This window comes from Paenibacillus sp. FSL H7-0942 (assembly GCF_045040715.1).
In the GTDB taxonomy this organism is placed as follows: domain Bacteria; phylum Bacillota; class Bacilli; order Paenibacillales; family Paenibacillaceae; genus Paenibacillus; species Paenibacillus amylolyticus.
Genome location: NZ_CP150279.1, coordinates 1,224,602 through 1,242,438 on the forward strand (window position 1 = coordinate 1,224,602; position 17,837 = coordinate 1,242,438).

Sequence of the window (17,837 nt, forward strand, 5' to 3'; positions counted from 1 at the left end):
ATGTATTAGAGAACTTGTAGGTATGTAAAAAGAGCAGGGATGAGGGCACGATGTTCCTCAATTCTGCTCTTTTTGCATATTCCCTTGAAGGAAAATGGAAAACGGAACTGTGATTGTATGTTAAAATAAGGATATATTGGAATAGGTCCGTTTTTGGACGGTTGCCAGCGGTTTTGAAGCATGAGAATGAATTTTTACACGTATGCCTGTAGTCAGTCATGTGATGCATTAAAAGAGAGGAGGGCAATGCGGAATGGAATTCAAATTTGGGAATGCTGCTATTCTTCTACCCCCTGTTCACATTATTATTATCGCAATCATTATTATTTTCATTCTAGTAAGGTGGAGCAAGCAGTTAGAAACAAGACGTTTTACGGTTTTCTTTTACTTTTTAATTAGTACGTTCATTACGCCAATTTATTCTCAAAGTACATCAGAAGGTGTCTTTGAGCTATGGATCCCCGCAGGGTTTATTTTGGTTTTCTTTTATTTGATTCGCAGCGAAAGAAATCATCCATCTAAAATGAAAGCGAGTATCTTAGGATTTTCAATAGCATTATATCAGTTAATCCTTCAATATGTTGGATGAAGGGACAGGATAGGATAATTCAACAAGAACAAGTAAGCAATAGGTTGAAAACAAAAGAGCAAATCCTGTGATCAGGATCTGCTCTTTCTCATTTAACTGCCACTAACTTTCCAGTTGTCCGCCTGCTCCACCGTTAACGGCTGGTGTCTGCGGATGTAATCTTCCACCAGAGCTGCCATATCCGTGGCGCCTTCATGCAGCACCTTTTTGCCTGGATACATCGCATAATCCCCGCCGCCAGCAGCGCGGTAGCTGTTCATCACCACAGAGTATGTGCCATCCATATCCATGGGTTTACCTTCACGTTCCAACTTCACAACTCGACTGCCGACAGGTTGGGAGATATCCAGCTCGTACTCTAGGCCGGCCCACATATCATAATTATAATGCTGAGGTTTGGGCTCCATATAGGCCGGATTGACTGCCACCTCGCCAAAAGCATTCACTTCAAAATAACGTGCTGTTTGTTCCAGTGCATCACGGATATCTTGACCGCTCAGCTCCAGCACCGTCAGCGTGTTGGGATAGATGAAGTTGGATAACACGTCCCGAACGGTGATATGGCGTCCGAATCCACGAGCTTCTTCACTCAGCATGGCGGTATTGGACAGATCAGCCCCAGTCGCTTCCATCTGCACTTGATGTACAAAAGCAATGAATGGATGTGCCTTGAGTCGAAGGGACGTAGCATTGGTGATCGATAAATCCCCATCCACCTCGCCAATAGGTTGATCAAGCCATGCTTGTGCCTCAGTTTCCAGCTCTTCCGTCAGTTTCATGACGGTTGCATCAGGTTCAACCTCATGATGTTCATCCAGAAGTAACAACCGAGCCTGCTTATCTGTAATCTGCCACTTGCCGCCCGATGATTGTTCCAACTGAACGGTTACATGCCCCGCACCATTTCCACTGAATCCCGGCTGAATGACGGTTACACCATGAATATTAGCGGTAAGCTGACGATGCTGATGTCCAGTAAGCAACACATCGATGCCTTCGATGTCCCGGCAGATGGCATAGCCTTGATTTTCCCCAGTTAACCGTTCGGTGGGCTCGCCTGTCTCCAGATCACTCTCAAATCCACCGTGATAACTGACAACCATTACATCTGGTTGTTCATGCTCATGGATATAGCTAACCCATTTACGAATGGTCTCTAAGGCATCAAGGAACTGTAAACCCTCAATATTTTTCGGGTGCTCCCAGTTCGGTATGTAGTGCGTAGTTGCGCCCAAGAGGGCAATTTTAACACCCGTAGACAAGGTTTTGATTAGATACGGAGGACCGAAGGCAGGTACGTCTGGTTGCTCATTTTTTACAATATTGGCAGACAGCCAGGGGAAATTAGAAGCTTCAACTGCTCCGCGCAACAGACTCTGACCATAGTTAAACTCGTGATTGCCCATCACCGCAGCATCATAACCGAGTTCATTCAGTACCGTTATGAATGGATGCACCTCGTTTTTGGAAACCTGTGAAGCTGCATAGGAGGCCAAGGGTGATCCTTGCAACAGATCCCCGTTATCCACCAGCATCAATTCAGGTGCACGTTCACGTTCCTTGCGAATCAGGGAGGCCAGCAGGGCAAGCCCAGCCGGGCGGTAGGCATTGGTATTGTAATGAATGGGACGGATCGCCCCGTGCAGATCACTGGTATACAGAATATCGAAGCTTGCCGTATGGTTTGTGGATGTCATTTTACAATCTCCTCTAATATATAAGTTCAGATATATGGAATTACTATAAAACGGAGAAGAATGAATAGCTTGAAGAACCGAAGTATGCGCCGTTATCTCCGATGTTCTTCTTATATCTTCAACCATAATGAGCCTATTCTAACAGATACAAGTCGCGCTGACAGCCTGACAGGAAACTTTACAAAACTCCAAATTTCGTTTCACATCGCGCTAATATTTGGCAACTATAGTAGATAAGTACTGAAAAATAGAAACTCTTTGGAGGGTGTTCGTTTGAAGAAGTCTGCTTTATTTTTACCATTGTTGATTTTGGTTCTGTTTCTGAGTGCTTGTGGGTCTAGCAGTAGTACAACAGGTTCGGCTAACGGGGATAATTCGAGTTCGAATGCATCCGGTACGTCTACGGCAGAGACAGAGAAAGCTGTCGAAGGTTATGTGCCAACTGAACTGACGGTTCAATTTGTTCCTTCCCAGAACGCAGATACGCTTGAAGCCAAAGCGAAACCGCTGGAGAAGTTGCTTGGTGACAAACTGGGCATTCCGGTAAAAGTCAGCGTATCCACCGACTACAACACAATTATTGAAGCAATGGCTTCCAACAAAGTAGACGTAGGTTTCTTGCCTCCGACAGCTTATGTACTGGCTAAAGAAAAAGGCGCTGCGCAGGTTATCTTGCAAGCACAACGTTTCGGTGTAAATGATGAGACAGGTGCTCCAACCGAAGAGTTGGCGTATTCCTATAAATCCATGTTCATTGTAAAAAAAGACTCTCCGATTCAATCCATCGAGGACCTTAAAGGTAAAAAAGTGGCTTACCAAAACGTAACGTCTTCCGCAGGTTATGTATGGCCAGCAGGTCTGTTGCTGGACAGGGGCATTGATCCATTAAAAGATGTAACACCTGTAACGTTGAAAGGTCATGACCAAGGTGTTATCGCTGTATTGAACGGTGACGTTGATGCAGCAGCTATTTTCCAAGATGCCCGCAACACGGTAGCTAAAGACTATCCGACTGTATTTGAAGATACACGTGTACTGGCGTTCACTGAGCCTATTCCTAACGATACCATTGCCGTTCGTACAGACATGAATGCAGATTGGACTGCGAAGATCAAACAAGCCTTCATCGATATCGGTAAAGATACTGAAGGTCACCAGATCATCAAAGAAATCTATACGCATGAAGGTTATGTAGAGTCCGATGATAGCAAGTTTGAGATCGTTCGTCAGTATGGCGAAAAAGTGAAAGGTGAATAATTCTGATCTAAAAGTAGTTCGGGATCTGTTCACTTTGTAGTAGCTTTCTTGGATGGGAACAGCTTAATCGTAGCAATGGACAGGCCAGTTCAGCGTGATCTACGCTGCACTGGCTTGTGCCATTATAGCAAGGACTCATGTATGGTTGATCATTATGAATGAAAGAAGGATATTGTCATGATTGAGCTTCATAACGTTACCAAAACTTACGCTAACGGTACCAAGGGCCTGGATAATATTAATCTGAAATTTAAGCAGGGTGAATTCATTGCTGTTGTGGGTCTGTCCGGTGCGGGTAAATCAACGCTCTTACGCTCCATTAACCGACTGCACGACATTAGTGAGGGCGAGATTCTGATTAACGGAAGTTCCATCACGAAGGCACAAGGCAAACGGCTGCGCATGATCAGACGTGACATCGGCATGATTTTCCAGAGTTTCAATCTGGTAAAACGGTCCAGTGTACTACGTAACGTACTCGCTGGACGGGTTGGATATCATTCCACTATGCGTACCATTATGGGTCGTTTTCCAAAAGAGGATATTGAACTGGCATTCACTGCGCTGGATCGTGTGAATATTTCGGAGAAAGCTTATTCCCGTGCAGATCAGTTGTCTGGTGGACAACAACAGCGTGTGGCTATTGCTCGTGTACTGGCACAGGAAGCAAAAATCATTCTGGCCGACGAACCGGTTGCTTCACTTGACCCGCTTACAACAAAACAGGTCATGGATGACCTGAAACGCATCAATCAAGACCTTGGGATTACGACGATCGTCAACCTTCACTTTATTGATCTGGCGAGAGAGTATGCGACCCGTATTGTCGGATTGCGAGCAGGCGAGGTGGTCTTCGACGGCCCGGTAGAAGAGGCAACGGATGAGCGCTTTGCAGAAATATACGGCAGACCAATTCTGGCTGACGAATTGTTGGACAAGCAGGCTGTGCATGAGCAGGGAGAAGTTGTGGTATGAAGGGGCAGTCCAACGTTCCACTTCAGAATTCAGGCGGAGTGGGGAAGGAACCTGGTTCCAGCCCGGCTCAGGTTGTGAATCGCCCAAAACCGCCTGGGCGTACGAAACATTTGCTCACCTTAGTGATCATTCTGCTCCTTCTGTGGGCCAGTGCCAAGCAGACGGATGCCAGCTTCACGGAGTTGTTTGAAGGTTTTCCCAACATGCTGGATCTGCTGAAGGAGATGTTCCCGCCCCGGTGGAGTTACTTTGATAATATCGTGCAAGGCATGCTTGAAACGATTCGAATGGCCCTGATTGGGACAACCATTGGTGCGATTATTGCGATTCCAGTCTCGATTATCTGTGCCGGTAACCTGATGCCAAGTCGCTGGATCTACTATCCGGCGCGCTTTCTGTTGAACCTGATTCGGACCGTGCCGGATCTGTTGCTTGCTGCTTTGTTCGTTGCTGTGTTTGGTTTGGGGCCAATCCCCGGAATCTTGGCACTGGCTGTGTTCTCGATAGGTCTGATCGCGAAGCTGACGTATGAGACGCTGGAAACCATTGATCAGGGGCCGCTGGAAGCGATGACGGCTGTTGGTATGAACCGGATTCAGCTCATTGTATATGGCGTGGTGCCGCAACTGGCTGCCCAGTTCACATCCTATGTGCTGTATGCCTTCGAAATTAATATACGTGCTGCTGCCATTCTGGGATTGGTGGGAGCCGGAGGGATCGGGCTTTACTATGAGGCCACACTTGGATTCCTGGAGTATGACAAGACCAGCGTAATCATTCTGTTTACCCTCGTCATCGTTCTGGTCATTGATTATGTAAGTACTAAGCTGCGGGAGAAATTGCTATGATGAAAAATGAAACAAGCCGCATCCGGCCAAAACCACGGAAAAACCCGCTACGCTGGGTTATTGTATTACTGCTGATCCTTGTGTATGCTTGGGCGCTTGCCGGTGTACCGTTTACTGGTTTCAAGGAAACTGCCGCTCAGATTATGAAAGCCATTGTAGCCGGAATTTTCTCACCGGACTGGGAGTTTGTATATTTGCCTGAGGGAGAAGACCTGCTGCGAGGACTGCTGGATACACTGGCGATTTCCGTGCTGGGTACCGTGATCTCGGCTGTGCTCTGTATTCCATTTGCTTTCTGGTCAGCTCGTAACATGAGTGGGCATCGTTCCATCTCGGGTGCAGGCAAAATGGTACTCAGCTTTATTCGCACGTTCCCTGAGATTATCATGGCCTTGTTGTTCATTAAGGCAGTAGGTCCCGGATCGTTTGCAGGGGTTCTCGCCCTTGGGTTGCACTCCATCGGCATGTTAGGCAAACTGTACGCGGATGAAGTTGAAAATATCGACTATGGCCCATCTGAGGCGCTGCTTGCCTCTGGAGCCAACCGTATGCAGCAGTTGTGGTTTGCCATCCTGCCGCAGGTTATGCCTGGATTCCTGAACTATACATTGTATCGTTTTGAGATCAATGTACGTTCCGCGACTATACTGGGTGTAATTGGAGCAGGGGGTATCGGTACACCGCTGATCTTTGCACTTAGCACACGGAACTGGCCGCGAGTAGGTATTATCCTGTTGGGTATTATCGTGATGATCACGATTATTGACTTGATCTCGGGGTATATTCGTAAGAAGCTGGTGTAAGGGTTAATGTGGCGCTACGAATATATTAAATGATAAATTAAGATAAGTTGATAGAGGAAGAAGAGAGGGCTATTCGGTGCCAGAATATGGGCAGGGATAGTCTTTTTTTGTGTCTGCAAATAAACAACGGTGCGTTTTTGTTGCTCAGTTAACCGTCGAGGAATAAGAGGATTCCAAGAATATGTGTGAAAATGATTGAATTATTTTCCAAATCCATGTAAGATTAATAGGTTTCTATATAAAGGGAATTAAGGATATTAATAAATACTCCTCATAGATATCCATACAAGAAGTGAGTTTTCAAAAGGAAGGTGACCTATGGAAATATTTTATTTTATATGGATTGTATTTATGGTATTGATATTGCTGTACAGAATGATCTTTCAGAAGTTTAAAAAACATAACAGAGAAAATATTGGGCTCAGTGCAATCCTGATCATTTTCACGGGAAGCAGTTATACGTTTACACAGATGAACTTGATTTTTGTCATTAGTGTCATCGCCGTCGCCGCTTATTGTGCTGTATGGAACAGCATTCTATTTGTTAGAAATGGATATGAGCCTGAACGTTTGAAATGAATGATAAAAACCGAAACCATGTTGCCCTGTGAATCAGGCAATGTGGTTTCGGTTTTTTAGTTGCTTGGTTAAACGTTAGGCTTCTTAACTGAGACTTAGCTAGCCAAAGGCAATGCTTTGGTAACTTGAACCGTAATTGTCTCGGTGCTGGTTACCCCTGCGGCGTTGATCAGCTCAGCACGGTACGTATACGTTCCGTTAGCGCGACCCGACAATTCAGTTGTAGCACTTTGGGAAGCTGGTGTTGCCGCGTTCAACGCTTGTGTATCAATTAATACATCATTCTCATAGAGACGGTATTCGGTTGCATTTGTACCCCACCAGAGGTTCATGGATACGTTAAAGTTGCCGTCACCATCCCAGTTGTTTTGGGACAACGTAGCTTTGCCTGGAGCAGCATTGGTTACTTGTACCGTCAGCACGTCACTGCGTGTTGTGCCTTTGTCATTGGTCAGCTCAGCTACATAGGTATACGTGCCGTTGGCTTTGCCTGTAATGGCGGTTTTGGAGGACTGAGCCGATGGTGAAGCCGCAGTCAACTTCTGCGTATCGATCAGAACGCCATTCTCATACAGTTTGTACTCAGAACCGTTTTCACCCCACCAGAGGTTCATGCTTACGTTGTACGAACCTTCGAACAGGCCAGTGGTATATCCATTATCAGAAGAAAGCACCGGTTTACCCGGTGCTCCTGCAGCTGGAGTGGAAGGCACTTCGCCGCCACCTTGCTCTTCAGCAGGTACAAAATCATTCAAACTTCTAGGTTTCAATTGATATACATCTTTGAAAATAGCGGAAACGCCTGTGATATCGATTTTGTCACCAGCAGCATAAGGGAAGGAAGTCTCCGTCACACCTGTACGGGTGTCTACACGGATGTGTGTGCTCGTTCCATCTGCTGCTACCGCGTCGAATTCAAAAGATCCAACTGGTGTAGCACTGATGATATTCTCAATCGTTACATTTTTCAATTGAACCAGTTGACCCTGGTTCGCATCTGTAATTGCAGTAACTTCGATTGGAGCAGGTACGGAAGCCGTACCTGTTTTCTCAATCGCAACGATATCGGTAAGCTCGAACTCGCTGTTATAGATGGTTGTTGCTGCTGTTACTTTCACCTTGTCACCAGCATGGAAGCCGCTAGTGTGCTGGAATACGTAGATTCCAGCAGTTTCATCTTGAAGATAGAAGGCTTGTCCACCAAATGCACCTGGCTCTGTCGTCACAACACCTTCGATGGTTACGGTAGTGCCAGCAGCTTTGGTGCGTGCTTCAGCAACTGTGATAGCTGCTGGAATCGGTCCTTCTTCTTCCGGAAGCTGTTCTGCTGGCACATTGCCAACAGTCACGGCATTGGTGATCAGGTTGCTGCCATTCAGACGCAGACGCAAGCTGGCAGCGCCAGTTGTACCTGGTTTGATCCGGACGTTCAGATCTTTGATCCCGCGACCTTGGCTGTCCGAGGTTACACTGAATGTGGAGCTATACCCGTACGAAGTTGGCCAAGTACCACTTTCATTCTGGATCATGGCGACCTGTGTTCCGCCAGTCAGATAGATACCGGCACTATAACCGGATACGGTTGTGTTCGGAACCATGTTCTCCACAACTACACGAATCTGGAAGTCTTCTGCATTTGGAAGAGTATCCTGTTTCACGAAGCTGTATGCAGCGTTCGCACTGGATGCAGGGCCTCCGTAAGAACCAGCCTTGAACGTGGAACGATCGTACCACTTATATCCGGCAGCAGGTGCGGACCAAGGTTCAGCCTGTGGTTCTGTGGAAGCAGCCGGCTCTTCGAATGGCAACAGCGCTGTAGCTGTGTCCAGTTCAAGTCCGTTCACTTCAGTCAGGCTTGTGTAGTTCTCTTGTGTAGCAAGCCAGTTTACGGTGTTCACGAGCAACACGGCATCATCGGCTTCTTTAAAACCGTCATAAGTTGTTTTGCGTGTGCCTGTCTCTTCACGCAAGTATTTTGGTGATGCATCTTCTACTGGAGAGGAGTCACCGATGAAGGCAGCTTTACCTGCGCCCAGCTTGGATACAGCCACGTAAGGACCTTCTTCAATCCCGCCGCCGTTGTAGACACCTTGGTCTACCGCGTTATTCCATTTTGCGTTGGTTTTTGGCAGGTACACAATACCTTTTGCCTTTTCCGGATCGGTGATTGCAAGTGTTGAACCTGCGTGCATCGCTACAGCCGATACGCCTTCTGTGATGCCGAAGGCTTGATCTGCCGGTACAACGATATTGGCGTTGATATCGCCAAGTGCGTTATAGCGGAAACGTACGCCGAAGTTATCGGACAACCAGTCCGAGCCGGTTACATTTTGCATCGCTTCAGAATTACGCTCATCGGTGCTCATACCTTTGGCCGGATCTTCGAATGCTCCCCGACGATAGCCGTTGATGACTTCAGAGCCATCCCAGCGGTTTTTATTACGGTCTGCATTATAGTGATCTCCAACAAAGAAGATGCTGCCGCCCGTTTCAACATATTGTGTGAGTGCTGCTTGTTCGGATGTTTTGAAAGGAATTTGAGGCTCTGCAATAACGAATACGTTATACTCTTTCAGATCATCATAGGTAAATGGAGTTGTCTTGCGAAGTTCTTTGACATAGTAACCATCATTCGCGAGTGCATTCCCGAAGTCGGAGAAACCTCCATCAATGACCCAGTCTGCAGCTCCAGCCGTTTGGCCGTGAGAGTTGTCGAACAATACTTTTTTACCTGCATTTTGGTTCACAACCTTTGCCTGGATGAACGGTGCCGGGTCTGTCGGTCCTTCCGCATGAACCGATGCATCTCCGTTCCATAATCCGACCTGAAGCGGCAAAGCCATGGACAATGCCAGGAGTGATTTTAAAAATACTCCTCGCATACCTGTTAATTTACCCAACCAAATCCCTCCCAAATATTAGTTGATTCATGAGTTCGTCCATATTCTACCACATGAAAATCTCACATAGTCATAACAATTTGTAAAAATTAACTCGATATTTGTAAAATTGGGTCTTTTGACATATCCATAGGTATTTCGGTCCCGTCATAATCCATTCATTTCTGCGTGCATATTGATTTTACGCAAATAAAAAGCCATCTCTTATGAGATGACTTTGGCCCGAATTCGATTGACGGCATGGAAGACAGAGGATTTAATCATGCCTTCACTGCGATTCACCAGCTCTGCCGTTTCCTTAATGGAGTATCCATGGATGAGGCGAAGTTCTAATATTTTACGATGTTCGGTGTTGTTAATATGGGAAACAAGATCATGAACACCTTCGCTAATTTCAAGGTGGGATGTATCGACGTGATGGGTAGGTACCTCCAGACGACTGTCTCGTCTGAGTGTACGGGTTCGCCTGCGGAAGCTGTCCATCGCCAGGTTACGGGCAATGCGTTTGAGATAATAGAGAATGCGATCTTCAGGGATATCCACGGTAACGTTCATTAGTCGAATGAAACAATCCTGTGCCAGATCTTCTGCATCTTGCGGTTGTTTGACGATATGGGATAGATACCTTGTGATTTCTGATTTATAGTTGACATAAGCATCATTAATTTGTGTGCTGTTCATATGATGTGAATCCCCCTTGGATACAGATCAGGCTTGGGTCCGGTCTGGTATGAGTCTCTTTATGATCCAAGTATATCGGGTGGTTGTTTCCAAAAGGTTCAGAGTTGTATCGGAGTTGTAACATTTCGTGCTTCCCTCTATTCAAGCATACCGCTTGGGATACAAAATAAAGGCAGATCAAGGAAATTCATAGAGCAGGGAGATTACGAAAGTATCATGAGACAAAAAGAGATTTTAATTATTGAGGACGAGGAGTCCATTCGCGATATTTTGTCCTATTCGTTACGTAAGGAAGGATTTGAGATCAAGGAAGCAGCTACGGGAAAAGAAGGTCTGGATCTGCTTCGGGATTCGAAGCCGGATCTGATCCTGCTGGATCTGATGCTGCCAGATATGAGCGGTTTTGATGTGTGCAGGCAACTATCTGTGAACTCCAAGATACCTGTCATCATGATCACTGCGAAGTCGGACATGCTGGACAAGGTACTTGGCATGGAGCTTGGGGCGGATGACTATATCACGAAGCCTTTTGATATCCGTGAGGTGGTTGCGCGCATTCGGGCGATTTTTCGCCGGATTGATCTGATCAGCGAGACACTGGAGAATCAGTCCTATGAGGTGGTAAGGCTAGGCAAGCATATTGAGATCCGCAAGGATGAACGGGAAGTGTGGAAAGACGGGGAACGGGCAGGACTCACGAATAAAGAATACGATCTGTTGTTATTTCTCGTGACCCATCATCGCAAGGTGCATACACGTTCTGAACTGCTTGACAAGGTATGGGGATTTGATTTTGCAGGGGATACCCGAACGGTGGACATTCATGTACAACGGATTCGCAAGAAACTGGATAGTGGTGTGCAAGGCATTTCGATGATTGAAACGGTATTCGGTGTGGGGTACAAGCTGAATATTCAGGTACAGACATGAAGTGGACGATCCAGTTCAAAATGGTGGTGCTGTTCTCGGTCATTGTATTTATCGGATTCTCCGTCCTGTTGATTCTGTCCAATAAGGTAGCCCAGGAGAATATGTACCGGGAAGTGCATGAGGATATGGTGCAATCCAAAAGAAATCTGGACATCGCGCTGAATCAGTACTTTCTGATACATAACAAACGCATGAGCAGAGACTCGCTCGAAGCAGGGAGTCGCGAGCTCGCGGAGCAGATTGGCTCAGCCGTTGGTGGGGAGATTGTAGTATATGGCCCCGATGCTTCGCCATACGGATCTGTTGGCAGCGAGGTTAACGTTGCTAAGCGGTCTGACCATCCTGATGTGGAGGAAGCCGTACATTCCCGGATTGCTTACACCACAGTTGTGGATAAGGGTCGGGTCACAGCCAGTCTGTCCTTCCCGCTCCAGATGGATCAACAATTGATTGGAATCGTACAGATGAAGAAGGATTACACGGAATTGTTCAAACGCAACCTTCGTTTTCAAAATACAATCAAGTTTTTTGCAGCAGTTATTTTCGTATTTGTATTTATCGCATCCATCTTTATTTCCCGGAAAATTACACAACCCATCCGTGTACTCACGAAACGTTCTGCGGAAGTGGCCCAAGGAAGTCTGAATGCGGACATTCAGATTACAACCAAGGATGAGATCGGTGAACTGGCTTCAAGCTTCACCGTCATGATTGATCGGGTTCGGGAGCAGATTGATGTGATTGAGCGAGAGCGGGACGAAGTGAAGCAAGTACAGGCCAGAAGCAAAGTCTTTTTTGACAATGTGACACATGAATTGAAGACACCCTTAACGACGATTCTGGGATACGCCCAGATTTTACGGGATAACGGATTTACCGACCAGGACTTTTTTGACAAGGGCATGAATTATATCATCAAGGAAAGCCAGCGTCTCAACACGATGGTTGCGGATATTCTGGAGGTCTCGGTCTCCTCTGCGGTCATTCAGGCATACCGGTTCGAACGTATCGATATATCAGATATTATTCGTGAAGCTTGTGAGGATATGTCGATTAAGGCCAGCAAGTACAATATAGGCATTCACTATGAGTTGGAGGAACATCAGTATTTACAGGGAGATCGGGATAAGTTGAAGGAGGTCTTTCTCAACATCCTGGATAATTCGGTCAAGTACAGTGATGTGAACTCCATTATCGAAGTACAATCCTTCCGGTTAGGTGATTCTATCGCTATTGTGATCCGTGATCAGGGGGAAGGAATCGGTGCTGAAGCGCTCCAACATGTATTTGAACCCTTTTACCAGGATAAAGGAATTAACAGGGCCGAGAAAGGCAGTGCCGGGCTGGGTTTATCTATTGTGAAGAACATCGTTGAGCGTCATGGAGGAACAGTGGAGATGAAGAGCATCATGCGGGAAGGGACACAAGTGAATATCAGTCTTCCGGGGGAAATGAACGCATGAGACATCCTGGATTTTGGCGTAAAAACCGTGACAGATTGATGCTGTCAGGGTTGTTGATCGCATTTGTCAGCGGAATTTTCGGGATTGGGAGCCTGTTCAGTCTCGGAAATCTCAAGCCTAGAACAGTAATTTTGCCAAGTGAGCAATTCAACAGCCGTCTGGCGCCACCACCGAGCAGTACGATTCAGATCGAGTCGGCTACCAAGATTCCAAATGACTTTGCGATCTTTGATTTTGAAGTGTTAGACCGGAATACGATTATATTTAATCAGCCGGAATTTTCCTATTCAGGGCTCAAGCTGTCTCTTCTGCATCTGGATGATAAGGAAGTGAAGAACATTGCGGCTAATACGGATTACGGTGTAACGATCAGCCCGGATCACAAGAAAATCATTTACTCCCAGTATCGGTCAGGTCAGACGCAGAAGACAACGTATGAGTATATAATACAGAGCGGGGAACGTCGCAAGCTTCCGTACGACAACTCGTATTATCGAGTGTTTGTAGGGAACGAATCCTACATCGGTCAGGATGATCTGTTATTTAAACAAGTTGATCTGAGCCAGGGGACGAGTCATGTCATCTACACGTATGAAGAGCTGATGAGCATGTTCACAGGACCAAAACAAGGGAAAGGTTCGAGTGATACGTTTATCGTTATGGATGTGTTGCAGGTCAGTGAGGATCACCAACAGTTTTATATACTGGTGATGCTGAAAGACAAGTATGCTATCTATCGTGTATCGCTTGAGGATGAGCATGAAGTGAAGGCGTATGCTGCAATGGAAGACATCCAACAGTACAAGTTGCTGACAAATGGTGACATGCTCATCCAGGGAACGATGAATAAGGTACAGGGGCTGTATCGGTATCATGCAGCAGAGGAGCAGTATGATCTGTTATTACAAGGTTCGATCTGGAGCTTCGATCTGGATGCAGATGAATCCCGAATAGCTTACTTTTTCCCGATGGACAGTCAGAATCAGAAGAATGAGTTGCATGTTGCCTACCTGAATGACAGCAAGATTTCGTCGGATACGGTGATCTATCGCAATATTGATAACTTCATCAGTCTGAAATGGAATGACGATGAATTATTTGCTGTAAGCAGCTCAGTGGATAAAAGTGAAATGTACCGCTTTAGTTTCAGAGCCTGGTAAGCTGCGGAAGGTATACGAATATAAGACCTTGGTCTGATGGAGCGATAGCTGCTCTGTGGACAAGGTCTTTTTTTTGTTATGACATGTTACAAGTTGGATACAACTCGGGCCAGCCCGGATACATCTCCACCCTATAATGATAAGGGAATGTGCTACACGAATCTATACATACAAGTTCAAAAAAACTGGTTTTCAGTACCGAGAAGATGGGATGAAGCTAGAAATGGAGTAGCAGAGCGTAGGGAAAACTACGTGAGCAACGGACATTTCGGCTGAATTCTATATTCGATGTTGATGATGTCATTAGACATCCTTCGTAAGCAAAAGCGGGCTTTTTTGAACAACCTCTGTACATATTTAGCAAGTAGAAAGGAAGACATGTAGCAATGCTTCAAGTTGAACAATTATCCCATTCGTTCCGCAATGGCCAGGGAACCGTGCCGGTGCTTCAGGATATCAACCTGACGATTGGAGAAGGCAAGATGGTAGCCCTGCTGGGCAGTTCTGGTTCGGGTAAATCCACACTGCTGAATCTGATGGCGGGGCTGATGAAACCGGATCAGGGCAAGATTCTAATTGCGGGACAAGATATTGTACGTTTCAGTGAAAATCGCCTGGCTGAGTTCAGGCGCAGTCATATCGGGTTTATTTTTCAATCCTATGAACTGCTGTCCAATCTTACGATCCGGGAAAATGTAGAATTACCCTTGGTGTTTATGGGGATAAGCCCTTCGAAACGCAAAGCAAAAGCATTAAAGCTGCTGGAACAGGTTGGACTGGGTGAAAAAACAAAATTGTTCCCGTCCCAGTTGTCGGGCGGTCAACAACAACGTGTCAGTATTGCACGCTCGCTCATTACCGAACCCTCGGTGATCTTTGCAGATGAGCCAACGGGAAATTTGGATACCGAGACGGAGGAAGAGATTATTGCGATTTTGCAACAGCTTAACCGGGATATGAATACAACCTTTGTCATTGTGACACATGAAGCAGAGGTCGCGGAGCAGATGCAAGTTGTGCTTACACTGCAACATGGAATATTGGTTGAAGAGGCTGTAAGGGAAGTTTGAGGCAAAAGGAGAGGAAATGTGAGAATACGGGATGTAGCACGTATGGCCTGGGGACAGATCATTCGCAGAAAAATGGTCACACTGCTGTGCATGATGGGGCTGTCCATCGGCTCTGCCGCCATGATCATTGCACTTAGTGTGGGGCAGTCTGTACAGACCTATAGCGAGAAAACATTGAACGACAATTACAAGATGGATGAAATTACGATTACGCCTAATGAGGGCATTCGTACCGGCAACGGCAAGGGGAATGGTCAGACATCGAAGTTTGAACGGGGAGCATTGACGTTGGAAAAGATTCAGATTATCCAAAGACTTCCTCATGTTGTTGCCGTGGCTCCCATGTTAAAGCTGGATTCGCTGGAAATGGTGCTTCCGGATGGTCGCAGCACGTATGTTGAGGTCATTGGTACCCAGCTGGAGACCCTGGGCGGGTTTGGATACAAGTATGCTGAGGGACGTGGGGCAGAGGATGGTCGTATGGCGGTAACCAGTTATGGGGCTGCATTTGGACTCGTGGACCCCAAAGTAACTCAGAAGTTATTCGAGCAGTTGAATGCTGATCCATATAACAACGAGCTTTTGGAGCAGTTTACGGAAATGTCAGCGAAGCAGGATCAGTTGGTTCAGCAGCTGGTTCAGTTCCGATATGAAGATTATGCGAATGCGAGCAAAACCAAAATGAGTGGTTCTATACGTGTGTCTGGAGAGTTGACGAAGCCTTCCAACATGGATGAGATGAGCGCTCAAAACGATAAAAAAGTATATCTGCCGCTCGATACAGCTCGTGCATTGCAGGATGAGCTTGGATTACAGCAGGCCGACAGCAGTGCGGCCAAGCATCTTAACTCGGCTCTGGTCAAGGTTGAGGATAAACGTTATGTATCCCAGGTGGAAGAACAGATTAAAAAGCTGACGTTAAACACACAGAGTAATCTGTTCCAAGAGGAAGCGATGGCAGGTCAATTGGCGATGTACCAAAAAGCGGCATTGGGGATCGGTGGTTTTATCATGCTGCTGGCCTCATTATCCATTATTGTAGCGATGATTATGTCTACGCATCAGCGTCGTAAACAGATTGGTGTGATGAAGGTGCTGGGCGCAAATCTGTGGCAGATCCGTCAGATGTTTATTACGGAAGCAGCGATGCTTGGATTAATGGGCGGCGTGGCTGGTGTGGGGATCGCCTTTGCTGCCCTCGGCGGGGTGAACAGTCTGCTGGCGAGTCAGATGGCAGATCAGATGAATGGTCCGATGACCGTCGTTATTCAGCAGTCGGCTCTGCCACTTGGCATCGTTTTTGCTGTGCTAGTTGGCATTGTATCAGGTATATATCCGGCAATCAGCGCATCTCGGACCAATGCATTAACTGTGATCAAATCAATGTAATTTTATCAGCGAAAGGGAAATTGGGCACATGAAGAAATGGATTAAAATTATCATCACCGTTGTACTTTTGGCAGGTGCAGGGTACTGGCTGTTTGAAAAGTACAAGCCAAAACCGGAGGCGCCTATAGAGATTCCACCCCCGATTACCTTTGATGTGACACAGGAAACGATGACGCAAACGATACAGGTGAAAGGGAAATCCGTATACACCGATCAGACGGATATCTTCGCTCCGTATGCTTCCAACATCAAGCAGTGGCACGTGAAAAGTGGTGAGCAGGTGAGCAAAGGCGATATCCTGTTTAGCCTCGATACTTCCACGTTACAAACGGAAGTAGAACAGTTGCAGAGTGATCTGGAGAAAGCTCAGCTGGAAAACAAGATGAATCAGGTTACCCTGGATCAGGCGAATATGAGTGAGTCCCTTGGCGTGACGGAAGAGGAGCGCAAGAAGGCATTTGCAGATCGGGAAGGTAAACGCCTGACGAATGAATTGAATCAAAAAGCGTTGGTCCTCAAGGAGAAGGAGATACAGAAAAAGCAGGCAGTTATAAGTAAGTCTGTTGTGTATGCTTCCGCTTCCGGTATATTTCAGATGAATGAAGAGGATAGCAAGACACGTGCGGTGACGGAAGGACAGCTGATTGGGTCTATTACAAACATCAGCAAACTGAAATTTATGACGATTGTTGGTGAGGAAGAAATGTTCAGGCTCAAGGTGGGCATGCCAGTTAAGGTGCGAATGACAGCGCAGAAAGACCTGCAATTCACCGGGAAGGTGAGTAAGGTGTCCAAATTCGCCCGCAAGAGTACCGATACGGACCTCAAGCAAGCTTCACAGTTTGATGTGGTCATTGATCTGAAGCCTGACGCCAGAATGTATGGAGGCGTGAGTCTGGAAGGCGATATCGAGACAATGCGGAAGGATAAAGTGACGGTAGTGTCAAGCCTCGCGATCATGCGGGATCAGACCGAGCCTTACGTACTGTTAGACAAAGGCAATGGACAGACCGAGTCGCTGACGATCCAGGCTGGAATGGAATCGGGGGACAAGACAGAAGTAGTTAGTGGCTTGAAACCGGGAGATATTGTCGTTTTGCCTTAGATGTAGGAATATAAGAACAAGACATTATATGTAATGACTAGCTAGACGAACGGTTAATTCGGCATTGTAAAACACGAGGTTCATTGTGGCAGATTGCCACGATGGACCTCGTGTGTCTTTTGGAGCAAGGGATGTCCAGATTCCTGCCTGAATTATGGAAAAAAATATAATTAAATTTATATAATTCAATTTACAGTAAAATTTACATGTCGTATAATCAGAACATAAGGAGGTGACACCGAACATCATGTTTGTAGATGGATAGGCGAAGGCCTTTTTTTTAACCGTTTGAAGAAAGCGCTTACCCGATTTAGGATTCAGACATCCCATAAGTCATTGTTCACACTTCTTCATGTCTAACACACGTTCAACCACACCCACCATATTATAC

15 protein-coding genes are annotated in these 17,837 nt (G+C 46.3%); 12 read left to right on the plus strand and 3 right to left on the minus strand.

Features of this window, described 5'->3' with window-relative positions; all coding sequences use genetic code 11:
• The first annotated feature begins 253 nt into the window (after positions 1 to 253).
• Entirely contained in the window at positions 254 to 589 is a 336-nt protein-coding gene (locus MHI48_RS05450) for a hypothetical protein (protein ID WP_405143325.1), read from the plus strand.
• Positions 590 to 681: 92 nt separating this feature from the next.
• Here MHI48_RS05450 and MHI48_RS05455 read toward each other — a convergent pair whose 3' ends face one another.
• Entirely contained in the window at positions 682 to 2,286 is a 1,605-nt protein-coding gene (locus tag MHI48_RS05455; protein WP_405143327.1) for a bifunctional metallophosphatase/5'-nucleotidase, read from the minus strand.
• A 258-nt stretch (positions 2,287 to 2,544) separates the two neighbouring features.
• Between MHI48_RS05455 and MHI48_RS05460 the strand changes: the two genes are divergently transcribed.
• The 5 genes from MHI48_RS05460 (at position 2,545) to MHI48_RS05480 (ending at position 6,748) form a co-directional block, all read left to right on the plus strand.
• Complete coding sequence (locus MHI48_RS05460) at positions 2,545 to 3,543, plus strand: phosphate/phosphite/phosphonate ABC transporter substrate-binding protein (protein ID WP_405143329.1); 999 nt, start codon at positions 2,545 to 2,547, stop codon at positions 3,541 to 3,543.
• A gap of 177 nt (positions 3,544 to 3,720) precedes the next feature.
• Entirely contained in the window at positions 3,721 to 4,518 is a 798-nt protein-coding gene (gene phnC / locus MHI48_RS05465; RefSeq protein ID WP_076253378.1) for a phosphonate ABC transporter ATP-binding protein, read from the plus strand.
• Positions 4,515 to 5,366, plus strand: a complete 852-nt coding sequence (phnE, locus tag MHI48_RS05470) for a phosphonate ABC transporter, permease protein PhnE (RefSeq protein WP_036672541.1) — start codon at positions 4,515 to 4,517, stop codon at positions 5,364 to 5,366. Before phnC ends, phnE (MHI48_RS05470) begins: the two co-directional genes overlap by 4 nt.
• Positions 5,363 to 6,169: a phosphonate ABC transporter, permease protein PhnE gene (gene phnE, locus MHI48_RS05475; protein WP_405143331.1), complete on the plus strand. Its 807-nt coding sequence runs from the start codon at positions 5,363 to 5,365 to the stop codon at positions 6,167 to 6,169. Before phnE (MHI48_RS05470) ends, phnE (MHI48_RS05475) begins: the two co-directional genes overlap by 4 nt.
• Positions 6,170 to 6,487: 318 nt before the next feature.
• Positions 6,488 to 6,748, plus strand: coding sequence for a hypothetical protein (locus tag MHI48_RS05480; protein ID WP_076329415.1), 261 nt, complete (start codon positions 6,488 to 6,490; stop codon positions 6,746 to 6,748).
• Positions 6,749 to 6,843: 95 nt separating this feature from the next.
• On the opposite strand, the gene MHI48_RS05485 is transcribed toward MHI48_RS05480, so the two are convergent.
• Positions 6,844 to 9,630, minus strand: a complete 2,787-nt coding sequence (locus MHI48_RS05485; protein ID WP_405144590.1) for a DUF5689 domain-containing protein — start codon at positions 9,628 to 9,630, stop codon at positions 6,844 to 6,846.
• A 222-nt stretch (positions 9,631 to 9,852) separates the two neighbouring features.
• Positions 9,853 to 10,329, minus strand: coding sequence for an RNA polymerase sigma factor (locus MHI48_RS05490; protein ID WP_076253376.1), 477 nt, complete (start codon positions 10,327 to 10,329; stop codon positions 9,853 to 9,855).
• 216 nt (positions 10,330 to 10,545) lie between these two features.
• On the opposite strand from MHI48_RS05490, the gene MHI48_RS05495 reads away from it, so the two are divergent.
• The 6 genes from MHI48_RS05495 to MHI48_RS05520 all read left to right on the plus strand — a co-directional run bounded on the left by MHI48_RS05495 (position 10,546) and on the right by MHI48_RS05520 (position 17,446).
• The gene (locus tag MHI48_RS05495; RefSeq protein ID WP_036606313.1) at positions 10,546 to 11,259 is read left to right on the plus strand and encodes a response regulator transcription factor; all 714 of its coding nucleotides are present in this window, start codon (positions 10,546 to 10,548) and stop codon (positions 11,257 to 11,259) included.
• A complete protein-coding gene (locus MHI48_RS05500) occupies positions 11,256 to 12,722 on the plus strand; it encodes a cell wall metabolism sensor histidine kinase WalK (RefSeq protein ID WP_076329416.1) in 1,467 nt (488 codons plus the stop codon). The genes MHI48_RS05495 and MHI48_RS05500 overlap by 4 nt, the downstream gene beginning before the upstream one ends.
• Positions 12,719 to 13,882, plus strand: a complete 1,164-nt coding sequence (locus MHI48_RS05505) for a hypothetical protein (RefSeq protein WP_405143335.1) — start codon at positions 12,719 to 12,721, stop codon at positions 13,880 to 13,882. The genes MHI48_RS05500 and MHI48_RS05505 overlap by 4 nt, the downstream gene beginning before the upstream one ends.
• A 386-nt stretch (positions 13,883 to 14,268) precedes the next feature.
• Positions 14,269 to 14,952, plus strand: coding sequence for an ABC transporter ATP-binding protein (locus MHI48_RS05510; RefSeq protein ID WP_036606319.1), 684 nt, complete (start codon positions 14,269 to 14,271; stop codon positions 14,950 to 14,952).
• 18 nt (positions 14,953 to 14,970) lie between these two features.
• On the plus strand, positions 14,971 to 16,341 hold the full coding sequence (locus MHI48_RS05515; RefSeq protein ID WP_083677543.1) for an ABC transporter permease: 1,371 nt from the start codon (positions 14,971 to 14,973) through the stop codon (positions 16,339 to 16,341).
• Positions 16,342 to 16,369: 28 nt separating this feature from the next.
• Positions 16,370 to 17,446, plus strand: a complete 1,077-nt coding sequence (locus MHI48_RS05520; RefSeq protein ID WP_405143337.1) for an efflux RND transporter periplasmic adaptor subunit — start codon at positions 16,370 to 16,372, stop codon at positions 17,444 to 17,446.
• Positions 17,447 to 17,837 lie beyond the last annotated feature (391 nt).